General features: G+C 66.4%; 17 protein-coding genes. 12 read left to right on the forward strand and 5 right to left on the reverse strand.

Annotated features, from left to right (window positions below):
* Window positions 1-6: 6 nt before the first annotated feature.
* A complete protein-coding gene (locus BM031_RS06350) occupies window positions 7-1149 on the reverse strand; it encodes an HlyD family secretion protein (RefSeq protein WP_091872611.1) in 1143 nt (380 codons plus the stop codon).
* A 114-nt stretch (window positions 1150-1263) separates the two neighbouring features.
* Here BM031_RS06350 and BM031_RS06355 point away from each other — a divergent pair, with 114 nt between their 5' ends.
* Together BM031_RS06355 and BM031_RS06360 are read left to right on the forward strand one after the other, a co-directional pair.
* Window positions 1264-1914: a TetR/AcrR family transcriptional regulator gene (locus BM031_RS06355; protein WP_091872614.1), complete on the forward strand. Its 651-nt coding sequence runs from the start codon at window positions 1264-1266 to the stop codon at window positions 1912-1914.
* Window positions 1915-2045: 131 nt separating this feature from the next.
* On the forward strand, window positions 2046-2231 hold the full coding sequence (locus tag BM031_RS06360; RefSeq protein ID WP_091872617.1) for a hypothetical protein: 186 nt from the start codon (window positions 2046-2048) through the stop codon (window positions 2229-2231).
* A 73-nt stretch (window positions 2232-2304) separates the two neighbouring features.
* Here BM031_RS06360 and BM031_RS06365 read toward each other — a convergent pair whose 3' ends face one another.
* Window positions 2305-2622, reverse strand: coding sequence for a hypothetical protein (locus BM031_RS06365; RefSeq protein WP_091872619.1), 318 nt, complete (start codon window positions 2620-2622; stop codon window positions 2305-2307).
* Between the two features lie 224 nt (window positions 2623-2846).
* Between BM031_RS06365 and BM031_RS06370 the strand changes: the two genes are divergently transcribed.
* The 4 genes from BM031_RS06370 to BM031_RS06385 are packed head-to-tail and all read left to right on the forward strand — an operon-like array spanning window position 2847 to window position 6690.
* Window positions 2847-3263 (forward strand): DUF2141 domain-containing protein, encoded by a 417-nt coding sequence (locus tag BM031_RS06370; protein ID WP_091872622.1) that lies wholly within the window; start codon window positions 2847-2849, stop codon window positions 3261-3263.
* Between the two features lie 9 nt (window positions 3264-3272).
* Complete coding sequence (locus BM031_RS06375; protein WP_091872625.1) at window positions 3273-4766, forward strand: carotenoid oxygenase family protein; 1494 nt, start codon at window positions 3273-3275, stop codon at window positions 4764-4766.
* The gene (locus tag BM031_RS06380; protein ID WP_091872628.1) at window positions 4763-5941 is read left to right on the forward strand and encodes a sensor histidine kinase; all 1179 of its coding nucleotides are present in this window, start codon (window positions 4763-4765) and stop codon (window positions 5939-5941) included. The genes BM031_RS06375 and BM031_RS06380 overlap by 4 nt, the downstream gene beginning before the upstream one ends.
* Window positions 5942-5961: 20 nt before the next feature.
* Window positions 5962-6690: a LytR/AlgR family response regulator transcription factor gene (locus BM031_RS06385; RefSeq protein WP_229408684.1), complete on the forward strand. Its 729-nt coding sequence runs from the start codon at window positions 5962-5964 to the stop codon at window positions 6688-6690.
* A gap of 171 nt (window positions 6691-6861) precedes the next feature.
* Here the strand turns inward: BM031_RS06385 and lpdA are convergent, their stop codons facing one another.
* From lpdA to aceE, 3 genes are all read right to left on the reverse strand, one after another.
* Window positions 6862-8661 (reverse strand): dihydrolipoyl dehydrogenase, encoded by a 1800-nt coding sequence (gene lpdA, locus BM031_RS06390; RefSeq protein WP_091872630.1) that lies wholly within the window; start codon window positions 8659-8661, stop codon window positions 6862-6864.
* A gap of 12 nt (window positions 8662-8673) precedes the next feature.
* Entirely contained in the window at window positions 8674-10317 is a 1644-nt protein-coding gene (aceF, locus tag BM031_RS06395; RefSeq protein ID WP_091872633.1) for a dihydrolipoyllysine-residue acetyltransferase, read from the reverse strand.
* Between the two features lie 126 nt (window positions 10318-10443).
* Complete coding sequence (aceE, locus tag BM031_RS06400; protein ID WP_091872636.1) at window positions 10444-13152, reverse strand: pyruvate dehydrogenase (acetyl-transferring), homodimeric type; 2709 nt, start codon at window positions 13150-13152, stop codon at window positions 10444-10446.
* A 368-nt stretch (window positions 13153-13520) separates the two neighbouring features.
* On the opposite strand from aceE, the gene folD reads away from it, so the two are divergent.
* The 6 genes from folD (at window position 13521) to BM031_RS06430 (ending at window position 20033) form a co-directional block, all read left to right on the forward strand.
* Entirely contained in the window at window positions 13521-14429 is a 909-nt protein-coding gene (folD, locus tag BM031_RS06405; protein ID WP_091872638.1) for a bifunctional methylenetetrahydrofolate dehydrogenase/methenyltetrahydrofolate cyclohydrolase FolD, read from the forward strand.
* 29 nt (window positions 14430-14458) lie between these two features.
* Window positions 14459-16534: a M3 family metallopeptidase gene (locus BM031_RS06410; RefSeq protein ID WP_091872641.1), complete on the forward strand. Its 2076-nt coding sequence runs from the start codon at window positions 14459-14461 to the stop codon at window positions 16532-16534.
* Window positions 16535-16539: 5 nt separating this feature from the next.
* Window positions 16540-16965 carry a DNA polymerase III subunit chi gene (locus BM031_RS06415; protein ID WP_091872643.1) on the forward strand — a complete coding sequence of 142 codons (426 nt, stop codon included), beginning with the start codon at window positions 16540-16542 and terminating at the stop codon, window positions 16963-16965.
* Window positions 16962-17354, forward strand: coding sequence for a DUF2486 family protein (locus tag BM031_RS06420; protein ID WP_091872646.1), 393 nt, complete (start codon window positions 16962-16964; stop codon window positions 17352-17354). Before BM031_RS06415 ends, BM031_RS06420 begins: the two co-directional genes overlap by 4 nt.
* 44 nt (window positions 17355-17398) lie before the next feature.
* Window positions 17399-17641: a transposase gene (locus tag BM031_RS06425; protein WP_229408664.1), complete on the forward strand. Its 243-nt coding sequence runs from the start codon at window positions 17399-17401 to the stop codon at window positions 17639-17641.
* A 244-nt stretch (window positions 17642-17885) separates the two neighbouring features.
* Window positions 17886-20033, forward strand: coding sequence for an NHL repeat-containing protein (locus BM031_RS06430; protein ID WP_091872649.1), 2148 nt, complete (start codon window positions 17886-17888; stop codon window positions 20031-20033).
* Window positions 20034-20079: the final 46 nt, after the last annotated feature.

Genomic DNA, 20079 nt, shown 5'->3' on the forward strand with positions numbered 1-20079 from the left:
GGAACCTTAGTGAGCGGCCGCAGCCGTCTGCACGTGGGCGCTCTGTTGGCCCAGTTCGACCTCGGCCACCACCGACATGCCCGGCACCAGGCGCCCGGCGTATTTCTTCACGTCCGCCGGGTCGAGCACGATCTTGACCGGCACGCGCTGGACGATCTTGGTGAAGTTGCCGGTGGCGTTATCCGAGGGCAGCAGCGCGAACTGGTTGCCCGAGGCCGGCGAGAAGCTGTGCACGCGGCCCACCAGGTGCTTGCCCGGCAGCGCATCGACCTCGAGCGCCACCTGCTGGCCCGGCACCAGCTCGGCCAGCTGGGTTTCCTTGAAATTGGCGGTAACCCAGACCTCGTCCTCGACCACGGCCAGCAACTGCTGGCCCGGCTGCACGCGGGCGCCTACTTCGACACTGCGCTTGCCGACCCGGCCCGCGACCGGGGCCACGATGCGGTTGTAGGCCAGCTGCTGGCGCGCATCCTTCAGTTGCGCCTGCAGCACCTTGACTTGCGCCTTGAGCACGTCGCGGCCGGCGTCCGCGGCGGCCACCTGGGCCAGCGCGGCGCTGGCGCTCTCGCGGCGCGCAGACACGTCGGCAACCGCGCCGGCGCGGGCCGCGCTCGAGGCGTCCACTTCCGCCTTCGAGACCGCCTTCATGGTGTCGGTATACAGCTGGCCGAAACGGTCGGCGTCCTGGCGCGCGCGCACCAGCTGGGCTTCGGCCTGCTTCACCTGGGCGGCGGCGGCGGCGGCCTGCGCCTTCACCTGCGCCACCTGGGCGCCGGCCTGGCCGATCTGCTGCTCTACCGAGGCGATCTGCGCTTCGATCTGTTCGATGCGCACCGCGTGGTCGGCCGGATCCAGTTCGGCGATCACGTCGCCTGCTTTTACGTGCTGGTTGTCGTCCACCAGTACCCGGGTGACCACGCCGGCCACGCGGCTCGACACCGGGTGCACCCGGCCGGTGACATAGGCATTCTCGGTTTCCACGTAATGGTGGCTGCGGTACCACATGCGCCCGCCCGCACCGATGGCGGCCAGGGCGATCAGCGCCACCGCGCCCAGCACGCGCTTGTTGGGCGGGGTCTTGCCAGGGGCTGCCGGTGCGGGGACAGCGGCGGCGGGTTGCTGGGCGGCCGGGGTGTGCGATTCTGCCATGGGGTCGAACTCCGATGAAATGAAATGGATTAAGCGCATTATTCGACAAGCGCTGGCCGAAGTCAAGAAATGAAACGGTTGCATTTCATTAGAGGCTGGATTACAGTAAAGCCCATGAGCAAAGCCACCCCCGAGACCACCCCACCGGCCAAATCCGCCGGCCGCCCCAAGGCGTCCGAAGTCGAGGCGCGCACCCGGGAACTGATCGATATCGCGGGTTGCCTGTTCCTGCGCCACGGCTATAACGGCCTGAGCCTGGAAGCGATCGCCCGCGAAGCGCGGGTCGCGGTGCGAACCATTTACGTGAAGTTCGGTGGCAAGGCCGGCCTGCTCAAGGCCGTGCTGGAAGCGCGCCGCGCGCGCTTTTTCCCGGTCGGGAAAATGGATGTCGACCAACGCCCGATGCGCGAGGTCATCGACGAGTTCGCCGGTCATTTCTACGACATGCTGTGCGAGCCCGACGCCATGGCCCTGCAGCGCGTGGTGATTGCGGAAGCCGGCAGCAACCCCGAGTTGGCCGAGGCCTTCTATGAGGCCGGTCCGCGCGCAACCCGGGAAATGCTCGAGCGCTATTTTGCCCGTGCCGATATCCAGGCCCAGCTGCGTCCCGACGCCCCGTACGCCCTGCTCGGTGCACACCTGATAGCCTGTATCAACGGCGACCCGGTGCTGCGCTTCCTGTTTCCCGACCTGCAGCCATCACGGGACGAGGCGCGCCATTTGCTTTCCGAACGTCTAGAGTTGTTTTACCGCAGCATATTTTGACCAAGCGGTAAAAAATCTGTGCGCCATCGCACCGACCTGGTGCGGGCGCTTATGACAAGCTGGACTCCTTGTTACTAGGAGAATGTCATGGACAATACAACAACAGCGGCAGTTCGCCGCGAGGAGGCAGCATGAGCAAGTCTTCCCGCTATGAATGGCGTGACCAGCAGGCCTCCCTGCAGGAGCGCATGAAACTCTTCCTCCAGAAACCGGACAATGCGCAGCTCGAGGCGGTCATCGCCGAAATGCGCGCCTATGCCGCAGCTGCCCAAGCCGGCACGATCGATATCCCGGAACGCTTCGTCGCGTTCACCTGACGCCGCAAGCGGCGCTCGCCGCCATCACGCCGCCCCGCGCAAGCCGGGCGGCGTTTTCATGTGCGGATACGGTTCACGCCATGGCGGGTGCGGGACTGCCCTGCCCCTGGGTCTCGAAGTCATACAGCCGGGACAGGCAGAACACCTTGCGCGGGGCGCGGTGCCGTTCGTGGATTTCGCGGGTCACGACCTCGACCCGGCGCGGCTGCAGCGCTACCTGGCGCGGGTCGATCGGGTCTGCCGCGCCTTCGGCAAAGCGGGCGGCCAGTTGCTGGGAGATGGTGCCGGTGATAATTGAGGACTCGCCTTCGACGGTGGTCCTGAGCTCGAAGCAGCGTGTTTCGGGTAAGACGAATACCGATCCGACATATTCATTGCCGTGCTCGTACATGGTGAGTCTCCTGTGGCGTTACACACGACCGGCGACAAGTGGGCTTGCCGCCACACGCCCCCATCATACGCCGCAGCGGCGCTGTCACGACTGAAATGTTTGCACGCCGTTTCGCGCCGCCGGAATGCAATTCGCGCCCCCACGCAGCCGCCTCGTCGCAGGCACGCGCAAGCCAAGCAAGCACCTTCTAGAGTGGCGCCATCGACTACCCACTGGAGACCCGCATGCACCCGATCCGCACCGCCGCCTTCCTCGCCGCTTCCCTGTTTGCCCTCGGCGCCGGCGCCGCCGACCTGACCGTCCGCGTCAACGACGTGAGCTCGGCCCAGGGCAATATCCTGGTCGCCGTCTACGATTCGGCCGAAGGCTTCCTGAAGCGCCCGCTCAAGACGGCGCAGGTGGCGGCCGCCGCCGGGAAAGTAGAACTGGTCATCAGGGACCTGCCGGCCGGCGACTACGGCATTGCCCTGTTCCACGATGCCAACGGCAACAACAAGATGGACCGCAACCCCATGGGCATCCCCTCCGAGGACCATGCCTTCAGCAACAACGCGCGCGGCAACATGGGCCCGCCGAGCTTCGAGCAGGTCAAGCTCGCGCTGCCGGCCGCCGGCGCCACCGCCGACGTCAGCCTGCGCTAGGACGCCGCCATGGACCGCCGCCGCTTTCTCGAAGCCGGACTAGGCTTCGGCGCCCTGAGCCTGGCCGGCGCCGCCCGCGCCGACCAGGAAACCTGGCGCCGCTTCCACGCCGCCCTCGCGCGCGACCCGGCCTTGGCCGTCTACGCCGACACGGTCGGTAGCCAGCAGGGCGAAGCGAGTATCACCGGACGTCTGCCGCCCGACCTGCAGGGCAGTTTCTACCGCAACGGCCCCGGCCGCTTCGAACTGGGCGGCGAGCGCTACCACCACTGGTTCGATGGCGACGGCTTCGTGCAGCGCTGGCGAATCCAGGACTGCAGGGTCCGCCACCAGGGCCGCTTCGTGGAAACGCGCCGCTTCACCGACGAATCCGCCGCCGGGCAATTCCTCTACCCCTCCTTCGGCACCTACGTGGCGCGCCGGGGTTTCCGCGACAACGACAGCATGAACGCGGCCAATACCAACCTGCTGCCTTTCAACGGCCACGTGTACGCGCTGTGGGAAGGAGGCTCGGCCCACGAAATCGACCCCGAGACCCTGGCCACCGCCGGCGTGAAAACCTGGCGCGACGACCTGCGCGCGATGCCCTTCTCGGCCCACCCGAAGCTCGACCCGCAGGGCGGCATGTGGAATTTCGGCGCCCTGCCCGGCGCCGGCCAGCTCGCGCTGTACCAGATCGGCAGCGACGGACAGGTCCTGCGCACGGCCCTGGTGCCGGTGCCGCGGCAAGCCATGGTGCATGACTTCGCCGTCAGCGCGAAGCACCTGGTGTTCCTGATCCCGCCCTACGACCTGCAAGCGGGAGAGGGAAAAAGCTTCGCCGAGCGCCACGCCTGGGCCGGCAGCGGGCCGAATGCACGGCCGCTGCGCGTGGTGGTGGTGTCCAAGGACACGCTCACCGTGCGCCGGATATTCGAACTGCCGCCGCAGATGGTGTTCCACTTCGGGAACGCCTGGGAAGACGGCGCCTGCACCCGCTTCGACGTGGTGCTGCATGAGGGCGACGTGCTCGCCGAACTGGGCAGCCTGATGCAGGGCGAGCGCCGCGCGGGCCTGCAAACGCGCAGCAGTACGGTGCAGGTGTGCCTGGACTATGCCAGCGGCCAGGCGCGGTGCAGCCGCCTGTTCGGCGCCAGCGAGTTCCCGCGCGTGATGCCGCAGGTGGTGGGCAGCCGCCACCGCCGGCTGGCCCTGCTCGGCACCACCGGCCAGGGCGCGCATGCGGTGCTCGACACGGTCAACCTGGTCGACACCGATACCGGCAAGGCCGACAGCCATGCCTTCGGCGCCGGCTGGCAGGTGGAGGAACACGTGCTGGTGCCGCGCCGCGGTGCACGCAGCGAAACCGACGGCTACCTGGTCGGCGTCGCGCACGACCTGCGCGCCGGGGTCGGCGTGCTGACGGTGTTCGATGCGGCCCGCATCAAGGCGGGGCCGGTGGCCTTGGCCCGGCTTCCCTATCGCACACCGCACTGCTTTCATGGTAATTTCCTATCAGCATGACTATCACCACTTCAAGCACCCCACGCTGCGACACCGTCCGCCACCGCGGCCATCCGCTGGAACTGATTCCGCTGTTCCGGCGCTGGCCGCCGTCGGTGCCGCGCAACCTGTTATATACAGCGATCTGGAGCAGCCTGATCGCCATTGTCGTGGCACTGGTCCAGCATCTGCTTGCCACCTACTGGAAGATATCCTTCGGGCGGATGCTGTTCTACACGCTTGTCATCAGCAATGTGGTGGGCTACCTGATCCACGGCGCGCTGCACCTGCTGGAGCGTTACCTGCCCCGCTCGGAAAACCTGTGGCCCTTCCGTATCGCCCAGCTGGTGGCGGTGTGCCTGGCGAGCGTGGTGGGCGTCGCGCTGGGCAATACGCTACTGCATGGCCGCAATCCGCTGCTGATGTTCCAGCATCGCTTCAGCCTCACGATCCTGCTGGGCGTCGGCGCAACGACGGCGAGCATCATGGTGATCGTGCTGGCCGTGGGCGAGCGGCGCATGCGCCAGGCAACCGAACGCGCGCGCCAGCAAGAGCAGATCGCCGCCGCCGGCCGCCTCATCGCCGAAGCCCGCCTGCGCGCGTTGCAGGCCCAGATCGAGCCGCACTTCCTCTACAACACGCTGGCCAACGTGGTCAGCCTCATCGACACCCAGCCGGCCAAGGCGCGCCGCATGCTGGAGCGCTTCATCGACTACCTGCGCGCCAGCCTGTCGGCCAGCCGCGCGGAGCACGCCACCGTGGGCGGTGAACTGGCCCTGGCCAGCGCCTACCTCGACGTGCTGGGCGTGCGCATGGAACAGCGCCTGCGCTGGCGCTTCGCGCTCGACCCGGCCGTGGCCAGCCTGCCGGTGGCGCCGATGCTGCTGCAGCCGCTGGTGGAGAACGCGATCATGCACGGCATCGAACCGAAACTCGATGGCGGCGAGATCGTCGTCAGCGCCCGCCTGCATGAGGGCCTGCTGTGCATCGAGGTGGCGGACACCGGCCTCGGATTGCGCGAGGCTGCGCCGCGTCCGGGCGGCGGTGTCGGCCTGTCCAATTTGCGCGAGCGCCTGCAGCAACTCTACGCCGGCGCCGCCCGGCTCCAGCTCATCGAAAACCCTGCCGGCGGCGTGACCGCGCGCCTGCTGCTTCCCTTGCATACGGTGCCATCATCGACCATCCCCACGCCCTGATCGCGGACGACGAGCCGCACCTGCTCGACTACCTCGCATCCCAGCTCGCCCTCGCCTGGCCCGAACTGCGCGTCACCCGCGCCGCCAACGGCGTGCAGGCACTGGAACTGATCGACGAACTGGCGCCGCAGGTGGTGTTCCTCGACATCCAGATGCCGGGCCTGAACGGCATCGAACTGGCCGCGCGCCTGTGCACCGGCGCCAAACCGCCACGAGTGGTGTTCACCACCGCGTATGAGCATTACGCGCTGCAGGCCTTCGAGCAGGCGGCGTTCGATTACCTGCTCAAACCCATCGGGCTCGATCGGCTTGAGCGCACGGTGGCGCGCCTGAAAGAGGCGCTGGCCACGCCGGCCGCTGCGCCTGCCCCGGATACACTGGCCGCGCTATTGCGCCAACTCGGCGTCGCCGCGCCGGCGCCTGCGCCGCTGCAGTGGATCCGCGCGGCCAAGGGGCAGGAGACGCGGCTGGTGGCGATCGACGAGGTGATTTATTTTCAGAGCAACGACAAGTACACCAGCGTGTTTTTGGCCGATGGGGAGTGTTTGATACGCACGCCGCTGAGCAAGTTGAAGGAGCAGCTCGATGCGGGGCAGTTCTGGCAGATCCATCGCGGGGTGATCGTCGCGGCAAGGCATGTGGCGGGGACGCGGACGGATTTTCGCGGGCGGCTGCATGTGCGGCTCAAGGGAAGGGATGAGCAGCTGGTGGTGAGTCGGAATTATGTGGATTTGTTCAGGCAGATGTAGGTCTGCGCACTAACCTGGGTTCCCGCCTTCGCGGGAAGTCGTAGGCGCCAGTGGCGCGTACGACGGATCATCGCTTAGTGGTGGAAGTTGATGCGGCCACCTGCACCCAATAACTCCAAAAACGAAACGGGCCCCCTCAGGATCCCGTTTCCACCGCACTGACGCGCGAGATTACTTCTTCTTCACCGGCGGCATATCCGTACACACGCCCTTGTACACCTCGGCCGCCATCCCGATCGACTCACCCAGCGTCGGGTGCGGGTGGATGGTCTTGCCGATATCTACGCCATCCGCGCCCATCTCGATCGCCAGCGCCACTTCGCCGATCATGTCGCCCGCATTGGTGCCGACGATGGTTCCGCCGACGATGCGCTTGGTGTCGGCATCGAACAGCAGCTTGGTGAAGCCTTCGTCGCGGCCGTTGGCGACCGCGCGGCCGCTGGCGTTCCATGGGAAGTGGCCCTTCTCGACCTTGACGCCCTTCTGCTTGGCTTCGTCTTCGGTCAGGCCGACCCACGCCACTTCCGGATCGGTGTAGGCCACCGACGGGATCACCTTGGCATCGAAGTAGGCCTTCTCGCCGTGCGCCGCTTCCGCCGCCACGTGGGCTTCGTGCACCGCCTTGTGCGCCAGCATCGGCTGGCCCACCAGGTCGCCGATGGCGAAGATGTGCGGCACGTTGGTGCGCATCTGGCCGTCCACGCTGATGAAGCCGCGGTCGCTCACGGCCACGCCGGCTTTCTCGGCGGCGATCTTCTTGCCGTTCGGGCTACGGCCGACGGCCACCAGTACCAGGTCGTAGAGTTGCGCTTCCGGCGCGGTAGCACCGGCTTCCGCGGCCTCGAACGTCACCTTGATGCCTTCGGCCAGCGCTTCCACGCCAACCGTCTTGGTCTTCAACATGATGTTGTCGAAGCGGTGGGCGTTGTACTTCTGCCAGACCTTGACGGCCTCGCGGTCGGCGCCCTGCATCAGGCCGTCCATCATCTCGACCACGTCGATGCGCGCACCCAGGGTCGAGTACACGGTGGCCATTTCCAGGCCGATGATGCCGCCGCCAATGACCAGCATGCGCTTCGGTACCTGGCGCAGTTCCAGCGCGCCGGTCGAATCGACGATGCGCGGATCTTCCGGTACGAAGGGCAGCTTCACCACGGCGGAACCTGCCGCGATGATCGCCTTGGCGAACTTGATGACCTTCTTGGCGCCGTCGCTGCCCGTGACTTCGATGTGGTTCGGGCTCAGGAACTGGCCCACGCCCTGCACCACGCTGACCTTGCGCGCCTTGGCCATGAAGCTCAAGCCGCCGGTCATCTTCTTGATCACGCCATCCTTATAGGCGCGCAGCTTGTCGATATCGACATCCGGCTTGGCGAAGCTCACGCCCAGGTCGGCCATGTGCGCCGTCTCGTCCATGATGTGCGCCACGTGCAGCAGCGCCTTCGATGGGATGCAGCCCACGTTCAGGCACACGCCGCCGAGGGTCGCGTACTTCTCGACCAGCACGGTGTTCATGCCCAGGTCGGCCGCGCGGAAGGCAGCCGAGTAGCCGCCGGGACCGGCGCCCAGCACCATCATCTCGCATTCGACGTCGACCTGGCCGCTGTAGCTGGCCGCGCCCGGGGCGGGAGCGGCCGCAGGCGCGGCAGGAGCAGCCGGGGCCGGGGCCGGGGCCGGAGCCGCGGCAGCCGGCTTGGCCTCGGGCGCTGGCGCCGGCGCAGCTGCGCCGGCAGCCGACTCCTCGATGTGCAGCAGCAGCGAACCTTCATTCACCTTGTCGCCCACCTTGACCGTGATCTCCTTGATCACGCCGGCCTTGGTCGACGGGATCTCCATGCTGGCCTTGTCCGATTCGACGGTGATCAGCGACTGGTCGACCTTGATGGTGTCGCCCGGCTTGACCAGCAGCTCGATCACTTCGACGTCCTTGAAGTCGCCGATGTTCGGGACCTTTACTTCAACAGTGCTCATACTCGGCGCTCCTTAAAGAAGGGTCTTGCGCAGGTCGGCCAGCACGTCGGCCAGGTACGCCGCGAAGCGCGCGGCGCCGGCGCCGTCGATCACGCGGTGGTCGTACGACAGCGACAGCGGCAGCATCAGGCGCGGCTGGAATGCGGAACCATCCCACACCGGCTTCATCGCCGACTTGGACAGGCCCAGGATCGCCAGTTCCGGCGCATTGATGATCGGCGTGAACGCCGTGCCGCCAATGCCGCCGAGCGAAGAAATGGTGAAGGTCGCGCCCTGCATCGCGGTCGGCGGCAGCTTGCCGTCGCGCGCCAGTGCGGACAGTTCGCCCATTTCGGTGGCGATCTGCGATACCGTTTTCTTGTCCGCATCCTTCACCACCGGGACCACCAGGCCGTTCGGGGTGTCGGCGGCGAAGCCGATGTTGTAGTACTGCTTCAGGATCAGGGCCGCACCGTCTTCGCTGAGCGACGCGTTAAATTGCGGGAACTTCTTCAGCGCGGCGACGCTTGCCTTGATGACGAAGGCCAGCATGGTCAGCTTGACGGTCGACTTCTGCTTGGCCAGCGCGGCGTTCGAATCGACGCGGAACTGTTCGAGGTCGGTGACGTCGGCTTCGTCGAACTGCGTCACGTGCGGGATCATGACCCAGTTGCGGTGCAGGTTCGGGCCGGAGATCTTCTTGATGCGCGACAGCGGCAGCAGCTCGGTCGGGCCGAACTTCGAGAAGTCGAGCGACGGCCATGGCAGCAGGTCCAGGCCCACGCCGGAGCCGCCGGCCTTGCCTGGCGCGGCGGCGGCAGGCGCCGCCATCACGCCCTTGACGAAGTTCTGCACGTCCTGCTGGGTGATGCGGCTCTTCGGACCGGTGCCCGGCACGCGCGCCAGGTCCACGCCCAATTCGCGGGCGAACTTGCGGATCGACGGCGAGGCATGGGCCTTGGAGCCGGTGACGCCTGGCGCCGGTGCGGCGGCGGCTGCGGCAGGTGCCGGCGCTGCTGCAGGTGCAGGCGCCGATGGCGCGGCGGCAGCGGCAGGCGCCGGGGCAGAGGCTGCAGGCGCGGCGGCAGCTGCGCCACCACTCGATTCGAGCAGCAGCACCAGCGAGCCCTTGGCGACCTTGTCGCCCACTTTCACTTTGAGTTCCTTGACGACGCCGGCGTGGCTGGATGGGATCTCCATGCTCGCCTTGTCCGATTCGACCGTGATCAGGGACTGGTCGACCTTGATGGTGTCGCCCGGCTTGACCATCAGTTCGATGATTTCCACTTCCTTGAAGTCGCCGATGTCGGGCACGGTGACTTCAACGATGCCGCCCGCGGCGGCAGGGGCCGCAGCTGGTGCGGCTTCGGCAGCCGGTGCGGGCGCAGCGGCGGCAGGCGCCGGTGCAGCGGCCGCAGGTGCTGGCGCAGCAGCGCCGCCGGCTTCCTCGAGCAGCAGCACGAGCGAACCTTCGGCAACCTTATCGCCGACCTTGATCTTGATTTCTTTCACGACGCCGGCGTGGCTCGATGGGATTTCCATGCTCGCCTTGTCCGACTCGACCGTGACCAGCGACTGGTCGACCTTGATCGTGTCGCCCGGCTTGACCATCAGCTCGATGACTTCCACTTCCTTGAAGTCTCCGATGTCGGGGACTTTGACTTCCACAATGCTCATAGTGTTAGCTCCGTTTTTATTTGAGTTAGCGCTTCAGCCGTCGTCCCGGCGCAGGCCGGGACCCAAGTTCGCGAGTGCACCACGAACTTGGGCTCCGGCCTTCGCCGGAGCGACGGTATCGAGCATTTACTGGGTCACAGGATTCGGCTTGTTCTGGTCAATCCCGTACTTCGCGATCGCCTGCGACACGATGGCGCGATCGATCTTGCCTTCGTCGGCCAGCGAGCGCAGTGCGGCCACGGTCACGTAGTAGCGGTTCACCTCGAAGAACTCGCGCAGTTTCACGCGCGAATCCGAGCGGCCGAAGCCGTCGGTGCCCAGCACCTTGTAGGTGCGGCCCTGCGGCATGAAGGCGCGGATCTGTTCGGCGAACATGCGCATGTAGTCGGTGGTCGCGATGATCGGGCCCTGGGTGTTCTGCATCAGCGAGGTCACGTAAGGCACGCGCTGCTGGGCTTCCGGGTTGACCATGTTCCAGCGCTCGCAATCCTGGCCGTCACGCGCCAGCAGGGTGAGCGACGGCGCCGACCACACGTCCGCATCGACGCCCCAGTCGTTCTTGAGCAGCTCGCTTGCTGCGATGGACTCGCGCAGGATGGTGCCGCAGCCGACCAGCTGCACACGCGGCGCCGGCTTGTCGGTGGCGACGGCAGCGCCTTCCTGGAGCAGGTACATGCCCTTCAGGATGCCCTCTTCCTGGCCAGGCTTCAGGCCCGGATGCGCGTAGTTCTCGTTCATGATGGTGATGTAATAGAACACGTCTTCCTGTTCCGTCACCATGCGGCGCAGGCCGTCATGGATGATCACCGCCACTTCATGCCCGAAGGTCGGGTCGTAGGGCAGGCAGTTCGGCACGGTGGCCGCGATGATGTGGCTGTGGCCATCTTCGTGCTGCAGGCCTTCCCCGTTCAGGGTGGTACGGCCAGCCGTGCCGCCCATCAGGAAGCCGCGCGCGCGGATATCGCCCGCCAGCCACACCAGGTCGCCGACGCGCTGCATGCCGAACATCGAGTAGAAGGTGTAGAACGGGATCATCTGGCGGTTGTTCGACGAGTACGAGGTCGCCGCGGCGATCCACGAGCTCATGCCGCCCGCTTCGTTGATACCCTCCTGCAGGATTTGGCCGGCCTTGTCTTCGCGGTAGTACATGACCTGGTCGCGGTCGACCGGCTCGTACAACTGGCCTTGCTGGTTGAAGATGCCGATCTGGCGGAACAGGCCTTCCATGCCGAAGGTCCGCGATTCGTCGACCAGGATCGGCACGATGCGCTGGCCCAGGCTCGGGTCTTTCAGCAGGCTGGTGATCACGCGCACATAGGACTGGGTGCTCGAGATCTCGCGGCCTTCGGGGGTCGCATCGAGCACGGCCTTGAACGATTCCAGCGGCGGCACCACCAGGGCTTCGTCGGCTTTCGAGCGGCGCTGCGGCAGGTAGCCGCCGAGGGCCTTGCGGCGCTCGTGCAGGTACTGCATTTCCGGCGAATCGTCGGACGGCTTGAAGAACGGGATCTCGGCCAGCTTGTCGTCCGGGATAGGAATATTGAAGCGGTCGCGCATCTCGCGGATGGCCGCGTCGTCGAGCTTCTTGGTCTGGTGCGCGGTGTTGCGCGCCTCGCCCGACTTGCCCATGCCGAAGCCCTTGACGGTCTTCACCAGCAGCACGGTCGGGGTGCCCTTGTTCTCTTGCGCGTTCTTGAACGCGGCGTAGATCTTGTGCGGGTCGTGGCCGCCGCGGGTCAGGCGCCAGATGTCGTCGTCGCTCATGTTGGCGACCATTTTCAGCAGCTCCGGATGCTTGCCGAAGAAGTGCTTGCGCACGTAGGCGCCGTCCTTGGCCTTGTAGTTCTGGTATTCGCCGTCGACCGATTCCATCATGACGCGCTGCAGGATGCCGTCCTTGTCCTTGGCCAGCAGCGGATCCCACTGCGAGCCCCAGATGACCTTGACGACGTTCCAGCCGGCGCCGCGGAAGTCGGCCTCCAGCTCCTGGATGATCTTGCCGTTACCGCGCACCGGGCCGTCCAGGCGCTGCAGGTTGCAGTTCACGACCATCACCAGGTTGTCGAGGCGTTCGCGCGCGGCCATGCCGATCGCGCCCATCGATTCCGGTTCGTCCATCTCGCCGTCGCCGCAGAAGACCCATACCTTGCGGTTCTCGGTGTCGGCGATGCCGCGCGCGTGCAGGTACTTCAGGAAGCGCGCCTGGTAGATCGCCATGAGTGGGCCCAGGCCCATCGACACGGTCGGGAACTGCCAGAAGTCCGGCATCAGTTTCGGGTGCGGGTAGGACGACAGGCCCTTGCCGTCGACTTCGCGGCGGAAGTTCAGCAGCTGCTCTTCGGTGATGCGGCCTTCCAGGTAGGCGCGCGCGTAGATGCCGGGCGAGGAGTGGCCCTGGATGTACAGCAGGTCGCCGCCGTGGTCTTCGGTCGGGGCGTGCCAGAAGTGGTTGAAGCCGATCCCCAGCATGTTCGCCAGCGAGGCGAACGAGGAGATGTGGCCACCCAGGTCGCCGTCGGCGCGGTTGGCCTTGACGACCATCGCCATCGCGTTCCAGCGCATCCACGAGCGCAGGCGCTCTTCGTATTCCAGGTTGCCCGGGCAGTTCACGTTCAGGTGCGCCGGGATCGTGTTGACGTAGGCGGTGTTGCTCGAGAACGGGATATGGGCGCCGCGGCGGCGTGCCAGGTCGACCATGCGCTCCATCAGGTAGTGCGCGCGGTCGGTGCCTTCGTGTTCGATCACCGCTTCCAGCGCGTCCAGCCACTCCTGGGTTTCGAGCGTGTCCGGGTCGTTGGCAGCTTGCGCCGTCAACTGGTCGAGTTGAGCTGACATTAATGCGTCTCCTTGAGTTTGCGCCCCGACCTGTCTCTGGAACGGCTGGTGGCGATATGGTGAAATTTCAAATATCTGAAAATAAACGCTTCGATTCTACCAGTGGACTCGGCCTTTTTCAAATTGCGATATGTGATTTCATATAGTGAAATATCATGCTGCGACCGCACAATTTCTCCTATGGACGCTGCTTATCAATCCTATAACGAAGCGCCGCGCCGGCGCGCCGGATGAGCCTCCCTCCTTTGGAATAGCCCAGCAAACGCGCAGCCGTTTGATCGGGTAAATATGACAATGCTTCGCCCGGCGCGGCGCGCGATATGGATGCCGGCCTTATAATTTCGTTTTTGCCTAGCCCGAGCCAGAATATGCCAGCCCAGAACATCGACGGAGTCCTCCTTTCCCAACAACTGCGTGGCGAAATCGCCGAGCGCGCCGCCAGGCTCAGCGCTGGCGGCCGCCAGCCCGGCCTGGCCGTGATCCTGGTCGGCGAAGACCCGGCCAGCCACGTCTACGTGCGCAACAAGGTCAAGGCCTGCGGCGATGTCGGCTTTCACTCGGTGCTGGAAAAATACGAAGCCGACCTGAGCGAAGCCGCCCTGCTCGAGCGCATTGCCGCCCTGAACGCCGACCCGTCCATCCACGGCATCCTGGTGCAGATGCCGCTGCCAAAGCACATCGACCCGAGCAAGGTCATCGAAGCGATCGCCACCAGTAAAGACGTGGATGGCTACTCGGTGCTGTCGGCCGGCGAACTGGTGGCCAACCTGCCGGGCTTCCGCCCCTGCACGCCCTATGGCTGCATGAAGCTCATCGAATCCACCGGCGTCGACCTGCGCGGCAAGCACGCGGTCGTGATCGGCCGCTCCAACACCGTCGGCAAACCCATGGCCCTGCTGCTCTTGCAAGCCAACGCCACCGTCACCATCTGCCATAGCGCGACGCCGGACCTGGCCTACCATACCCGGCAGGCCGATGTGGTCGTGGCCGCCGTCGGCCGCCGCAATACGCTCACCGCCGACATGGTGAAACCGGGCGCGATCGTGATCGACGTCGGCATGAACCGCGACGACGCGGGCAAGCTGTGCGGCGACGTCGACTACGCCGGCGTGCGCGAAGTGGCTGCCCACATCACCCCGGTGCCGGGCGGCGTCGGCCCGATGACGATCACCATGCTCTTGATGAACACGGTGGAGTCGGCCGAACGCGTGCACTCCAGCAGCCAGGCATGCCCTGTCCAGGCGACCGGCATGGAACCGAAGCCTGGCGTGGCATAAACCAGAACGCATTTCAGGAAAAGACGACCATGACCCTTGATACCAGCAATCCCCTCCTCGACTTTTCCGGCCTGACCCGCTTCGACGCGGTCAAGCCCGAGCACGTGACCCCGGCGATCGAACAGCTGATCCAGGAAGCCGCCGCCGTCGTGACCCGGCTCGAAGCGCCGTCCGACAACGTGACCTGGGACAGCTTCGTGATCCCACTGGAAGAAGCCACCGAGCGCCTGGGCCGCGCCTGGGGCGTGGTGAATCACCTGAACCATGTGATGGACACGCCCGAACTGCGCGCGGTCTACAACGAGAACCAGCCGAAGGTCACCGAGTTCTGGACCGCGCTGGGCCAGAACGAGGCGCTGTTTGCCAAGTACAAGGCGCTGCGCCACAACAGCGGCTACGACAGCTTGAGCCCGGCGCGCAAGCGCATCGTCGAGAACGCGCTGCGCGACTTCCGCCTGGGCGGCGCCGAGCTGCCGGAAGAACGCAAGGAGCGCTTCGCCGAGATCCAGGAACAGCAGGCCGCCACCTCGACCCGTTTTTCCGAAAACGTGCTGGACGCGACCAACGACTACAAGCTGCTGGTCGAGGATGAAGCGGAACTGAGCGGCGTGCCGGACGACGTCAAGGACGCCGCCCGCGCCGCCGCCGAGCGCGACGGCAAGGCCGGCTGGCAGTTCACCCTGCACTTCCCGTCCTACTACCCGCTGCTGCAGTTCTGCGACAACCGCTCCTTGCGCGAAACCATCTACCGCGCCAGCGCCACCAAGGCGTCCGACGCCGGCACCATGTTCAGCGACAGCGCCAAGTGGGACAACACGGCCAACATCGTCAAGCTGCTGCAGCTGCGCCACGAAGAAGCCAAGCTGCTCGACTACAGCAGCTTCGCCGAAGTCTCGCTGGTGCCGAAGATGGCGGAGAGCCCGCAGCACGTGGTGGAGTTCCTGGAAGACCTGGCCAAGCGCGCCCGCCCCTTCGCCGAGAAAGACCTGGAAGAGTTGCGCACGTTTGCCCGCGACGAACTGGGCATCGACGAGCTGCAGTCCTGGGACGTGGCCTATGCCTCGGAAAAACTGCGCGAGCAGCGCTACGCCTTCTCCGAAAAGAAAGTGAAGGAATACTTCCCCGAGCCGAAGGTGGTCGCCGGCCTGTTCAGCGTGATCCAGGAGCTGTTCTCGGTGACCATCAAGCCGGACACCGCGCCCGTGTGGCACCCGGACGTGCGCTTCTTCCGCATCGAGCGTGAGGGCGCGCTCATCGGCCAGTTCTACCTCGACCTGTATGCGCGCGAAGGCAAGGGCCAGGGCGCGTGGATGGACGACGCGCGCGGCCGCCGCGCCGCCGCTGGCGGCGCCGTGCAGACCCCGATCGCCTACCTGACCTGCAACTTCACCCCGCCCGCCACCGTCGATGGCAAGCTGCAGCCATCGCTGTTCACGCACGACGAAGTCATCACCCTGTTCCACGAATTCGGCCACGGCCTGCACCACATGCTCACCGAAGTCGAGGAGCTGTCGGTATCGGGCATCTCGGGCGTGGAATGGGATGCGGTGGAACTGCCGTCCCAGTTCATGGAAAACTTCTGCTGGGAGTGGGACAAGCTGCAGCAGATGACGGCCCACGTGAAGACCGGCGAACCGCTGCCGCGCGCGCTGTACGACAAGATGCTGGCCGCGAAAAACTTCCAGTCCGGGATGATGACGCTGCGCCAGGTCGAGTTCTCGCTGATCGACATGCACCTGCACTATGACTTCGACCCGCAAAGCGAGCAGACCGTGCAGGACCTGATCAACGACATCCGCCGGCAGTTCTCGGTGCTGATCCCGCCCGCCTTCAACCGCTTCCAGCATTCGTTCGGCCACATCTTCTCGGGTGGCTACGCGGCCGGCTACTACAGCTACAAGTGGGCCGAGGTGCTGTCGGCCGACGCCTATGCGGCGTTCGAGGAAGCGCTCGACAGCGGCAACCTGGTGGAAACCGGCAAGCGCTTCCAGCGCGAGATCCTGGCCGTGGGCGGTTCGCGCCCGGCGCTGGAATCGTTCAAGGCCTTCCGCGGCCGCGAGCCGTCGATCGACGCCCTGCTGCGCCACAGCGGCATGAACGCTTGACGCCGATGACCCGCATCGACTTCCACACCAACATCCCCGACAAGCTGGCCTACGCCTGCCGGCTGGCCCGCAAGGCCTATGCCGCCAAGGCCAAGGTGGTGGTGCTGGCCCAGGATGCGGCGCAAGCCGAGGCGATTAATGCAGCGCTGTGGACGGTCTCGGACACCGATTTCGTCCCGCACGTGCTGGCCGGCGACCCGCTGGCCGATGTGACGCCGGTGATCGTCACGGCCGACGAATCGGCGCCATTGCCGCATCATGAGATGCTGGTCAACCTCACCCGCCGTACGCCCGCTACACTGGCGCAGTTCGCGCGCGTGTTCGAAATCATCTCGCTCGATGAAGCCGACGCCGCCGCGGGCCGCCAGCGCTACGTGGCGTACAAGAAGCAGTCCTATCCCCTGACCCACTTCGTCGCAGGACAATCATGAGCCAAGATTCCGCCTTCGATGCGAGCATTCCGGTGCTAACCGAAGTCGTGACCGAGCCGGCGGCGCCGGCTCAAGAAGCGGCTGGCGAACAGCTCGAACGCCGCGCCACCGAGCGCTGGACCGGCGAGGAATGGAGCGTGCTGGAACGCCGCGTGACCGAGCGCGTGCTGCAGCAGTTGCAGGGGCGGGTCGACTTCGTGCTGGAACAGCGCGTGCGCGACGCCATGGCCGACGCCATGCAGCGCACCCTGGAGGTATTCACCGCCGACCTGCGCGCGGGATTACATGAAGCGCTGGGCGACATCGTCAGGCAGGCCTTCGCCAAAGAACTTGAATACCTTCAAACCAGGGTGGTCGGCTCCGCCGACCGCGCGTTCAACTCCCTTTGATCTGACGCACCTCGCATGACCGGCGCGCCGCCTGACATGCGCCGATGCCCCGCTACCGCTGCGCCCTCACCGGCACCACCTATTTCTTCACGCTCGTGACACACCTGCGTCGTCCAATCCTGTGCGACGACCACGTGCGCAACGCGCTGCGCCATGCCCTCCCGCAGGTACCCAGCCGCCTTCCTTTCAGGACCGATGCAATGGTCCTGATGCCGGATCACCTGCACTGCATCTGGACGCTGCCGGACGGCAACGGCATGTGGATTACATCCACTTCAATCCGGTGAAACATGGGTTGGTCAGCGCGGTGGCTGACTGGCCATATTCGACATTTTGCCGATACGTACGCGCCGGCGTATATCCAGACGATTGGGGTGGCAATCCGGTGTGTGATGGAATGGAGTTTGAATAGGCATCGCGGCTGCGCGTCCGGTGGTTGAACGCGCGGCCGGCGGAGCCGGCCACCCTACGCGACATTGCCTTCATGCTTGCGCTAAGATTGCTGCCTCAGCAATCCACGAACCGCTTTCCGTGAACCGAAAGATCCTCATTGCGTCGCTTGCCGGCGCCGGCATCGCCCTGGCGGGCACCGCCCTCTACTTCACCGACATCGTCCAGCGCCAGCCGGGCGCGCTGGCGGTGCTCACGCCGAAAGCAGCCAAGACGGTCCCGTTCTGGCCCGCACGCGTCACCACCGTGGCCGGCGACGGCATCCCGGGCGTGGTGGATGGCCCGGCCGCCGGCAGCCGCTTCGACGATCCCTTCGGCGTCGCCCTCGACCGCCATGGGAAAATCTTCGTCACCGACGCCGGCGACACCAACCGCATCCGCAGCATCGCCCCGGACGGCGCGGTCGCCACCGTCGCCGGCAGCCGCGAAGGCTTTGTTGATGGCGCGGGCAGCGCCGCCGCCTTCCACACGCCCTCCGCGCTCGCCTTCGACCGCGCGGGCAACCTGTACGTGGCCGACACCGGCAACCACGCCATCCGCAAGATCGCCCCTGACGGCACGGTCACCACGCTGGCCGGCGACGGCACGCCCGGCTACGCCGACGGCATCGGCCGCGCGGCCCGCTTCAACGGCCCGGTCGGCCTGGCGGTGGACGACGCCGGCATCCTCTATGTGGCCGACACCTACAACGACCGCATCCGCCGCATCGCCCGCGACGGCAGCGTGACGACCCTTGCCGGCAGCGACAGGCCGGGCATGCTCGATGGCGCGGGCAGCGCCGCCGCCTTCGATACCCCGAGCGGCATCGCGGTGACCACCGACGGCACGCTCTACGTCGCCGACACCGGCAACCACGCGATCCGCCGCATCGGCGCCGACGGCACGGTCACCACCATCGCCGTCCCGCCCGAGGGCGAGCGGCGCCCGGTGCTGCGGCGCCCGGTGGCGCTGGCGCTCACGCGCGACGGCTACCTGTACGTTTCCGCCAGCGGCGGGCGCATCCTGCAGCTCACGCCGGAAGGCGAATACCGCGCCCTGCTCGACGCCGACGTGCCGCCGTCGGCCGACGGCTTCGGCCCCGACGGCACCGTGCAGCTCTACGGCCCGCGCGGCATCGCGGTGGAACCGGGCGGCAGCCTGCTGGTGGCCGATGCGCAGTCGCACCGCCTGCACCGCCTGTCCGCGCCACGCGCCGGCGAAGCGGCGCCGCTGCGGCCCCAGCCCATCGCCGTGCAACGCACCCAGCCGATGCCGTGGCCGGTCGGCCCGCAGGACATGGTGCATGAAGTGGTGGGCGTGATGGGCGAGGTGCGCGGCAGCTACAACGGCGACAGCCGCGACCACTTCCACGCGGGCCTGGACGTGCGCGCCGACGTCGGCGCCCGGGTGCTGGCCGTGTTCCCCTCGAAAGTGTCGGATCCGTTCGCCAACTGGGGCTTCGATTCGCTCAGCGAAGGCATCAGCCTGGGGCCGCTGTCCTATATCCACATGCGCGTGGGGCGCGACCCGCGCGGCAAGCCGCTCGACCCGCGCTTCCAGGTGCAGCTGGTGCAGGAGGGCAAGGCGCGCGGCAAGGCCGAGCGCGTGCGCGTGCCGCGCGGTACCCGTTTCGCCGTGGGCGATCCGATCGGCACCATCAATGCGATGGCCCACGTCCACCTCGACTATTACCAGGGCGGGGCGGTGGTCAATCCGCTGTCCCTGCCCTTCGTCGGCTTCACCGATACCGTCACGCCGCAGATCAACAGCATCGCGCTGTTCGACAGCAGCGGCAAGCGCCTGGCTGCGAAGAAGCGCGAGCCGCTGCGGGTGCCGCGTTCGCTGGGCGAAGTGAATATCGTGGTGGACGCCCATGACCAGGTGAACGGCAACCTGGCGCGGCGCCGCCTCGGGCTGTACAAGCTCGGCTACCAGCTCCTGCGGGCCGATGGCGCCCCCGTGGCCGGTTTCGAGCGCCCTGTGATTACCCAGGTGTACGACCGCCTCCCGCGCAACCCCGACGCCGTCAAGCTGGTCTATGCGCCCAGCAGCGGGATCACGGTCTACGGTAGTAAAGCGACGCATTTCGCCTATGCTGTAAACAACCGGCTGCAGGATGGCGAAGTCAAGGCCGGCAGCTGGCAGCTCGGCGCCCTGGCGCCGGGCGGGTACATCCTGCGCATCTACGCGGCTGACTATGCCGGGCAAGTCGCACTGGACGGCCGCGACCTGCCGCTCGTCATCGAGTAGCGAACCGGAACATTTCGCCTGTTCCTGCATCTGTCCACACCGGACT

Origin of the sequence: Massilia yuzhufengensis (assembly GCF_900112225.1) — a bacterium.
Taxonomy (GTDB): domain Bacteria; phylum Pseudomonadota; class Gammaproteobacteria; order Burkholderiales; family Burkholderiaceae_D; genus Telluria; species Telluria yuzhufengensis.

Coding starts and splice junctions, on each gene's coding strand:
- BM031_RS06375 (WP_091872625.1), top strand. CDS start 3,273: ATGGACCGCCGCCGCTTTCTCGAAGCCGGACTAGGCTTCGGCGCCCTG.
- BM031_RS06365 (WP_091872619.1), bottom strand. CDS start 2,622: ATGTACGAGCACGGCAATGAATATGTCGGATCGGTATTCGTCTTACCC.
- BM031_RS06350 (WP_091872611.1), bottom strand. CDS start 1,149: ATGGCAGAATCGCACACCCCGGCCGCCCAGCAACCCGCCGCCGCTGTC.
- aceE (WP_091872636.1), bottom strand. CDS start 13,152: ATGTCAGCTCAACTCGACCAGTTGACGGCGCAAGCTGCCAACGACCCG.
- BM031_RS06420 (WP_091872646.1), top strand. CDS start 16,962: ATGAGCCAAGATTCCGCCTTCGATGCGAGCATTCCGGTGCTAACCGAA.
- BM031_RS06380 (WP_091872628.1), top strand. CDS start 4,763: ATGACTATCACCACTTCAAGCACCCCACGCTGCGACACCGTCCGCCAC.
- aceF (WP_091872633.1), bottom strand. CDS start 10,317: ATGAGCATTGTGGAAGTCAAAGTCCCCGACATCGGAGACTTCAAGGAA.
- BM031_RS06360 (WP_091872617.1), top strand. CDS start 2,046: ATGAGCAAGTCTTCCCGCTATGAATGGCGTGACCAGCAGGCCTCCCTG.
- BM031_RS06370 (WP_091872622.1), top strand. CDS start 2,847: ATGCACCCGATCCGCACCGCCGCCTTCCTCGCCGCTTCCCTGTTTGCC.
- BM031_RS06415 (WP_091872643.1), top strand. CDS start 16,540: ATGACCCGCATCGACTTCCACACCAACATCCCCGACAAGCTGGCCTAC.
- lpdA (WP_091872630.1), bottom strand. CDS start 8,661: ATGAGCACTGTTGAAGTAAAGGTCCCGAACATCGGCGACTTCAAGGAC.
- BM031_RS06425 (WP_229408664.1), top strand. CDS start 17,399: ATGCCCCGCTACCGCTGCGCCCTCACCGGCACCACCTATTTCTTCACG.
- folD (WP_091872638.1), top strand. CDS start 13,521: ATGCCAGCCCAGAACATCGACGGAGTCCTCCTTTCCCAACAACTGCGT.
- BM031_RS06355 (WP_091872614.1), top strand. CDS start 1,264: ATGAGCAAAGCCACCCCCGAGACCACCCCACCGGCCAAATCCGCCGGC.
- BM031_RS06410 (WP_091872641.1), top strand. CDS start 14,459: ATGACCCTTGATACCAGCAATCCCCTCCTCGACTTTTCCGGCCTGACC.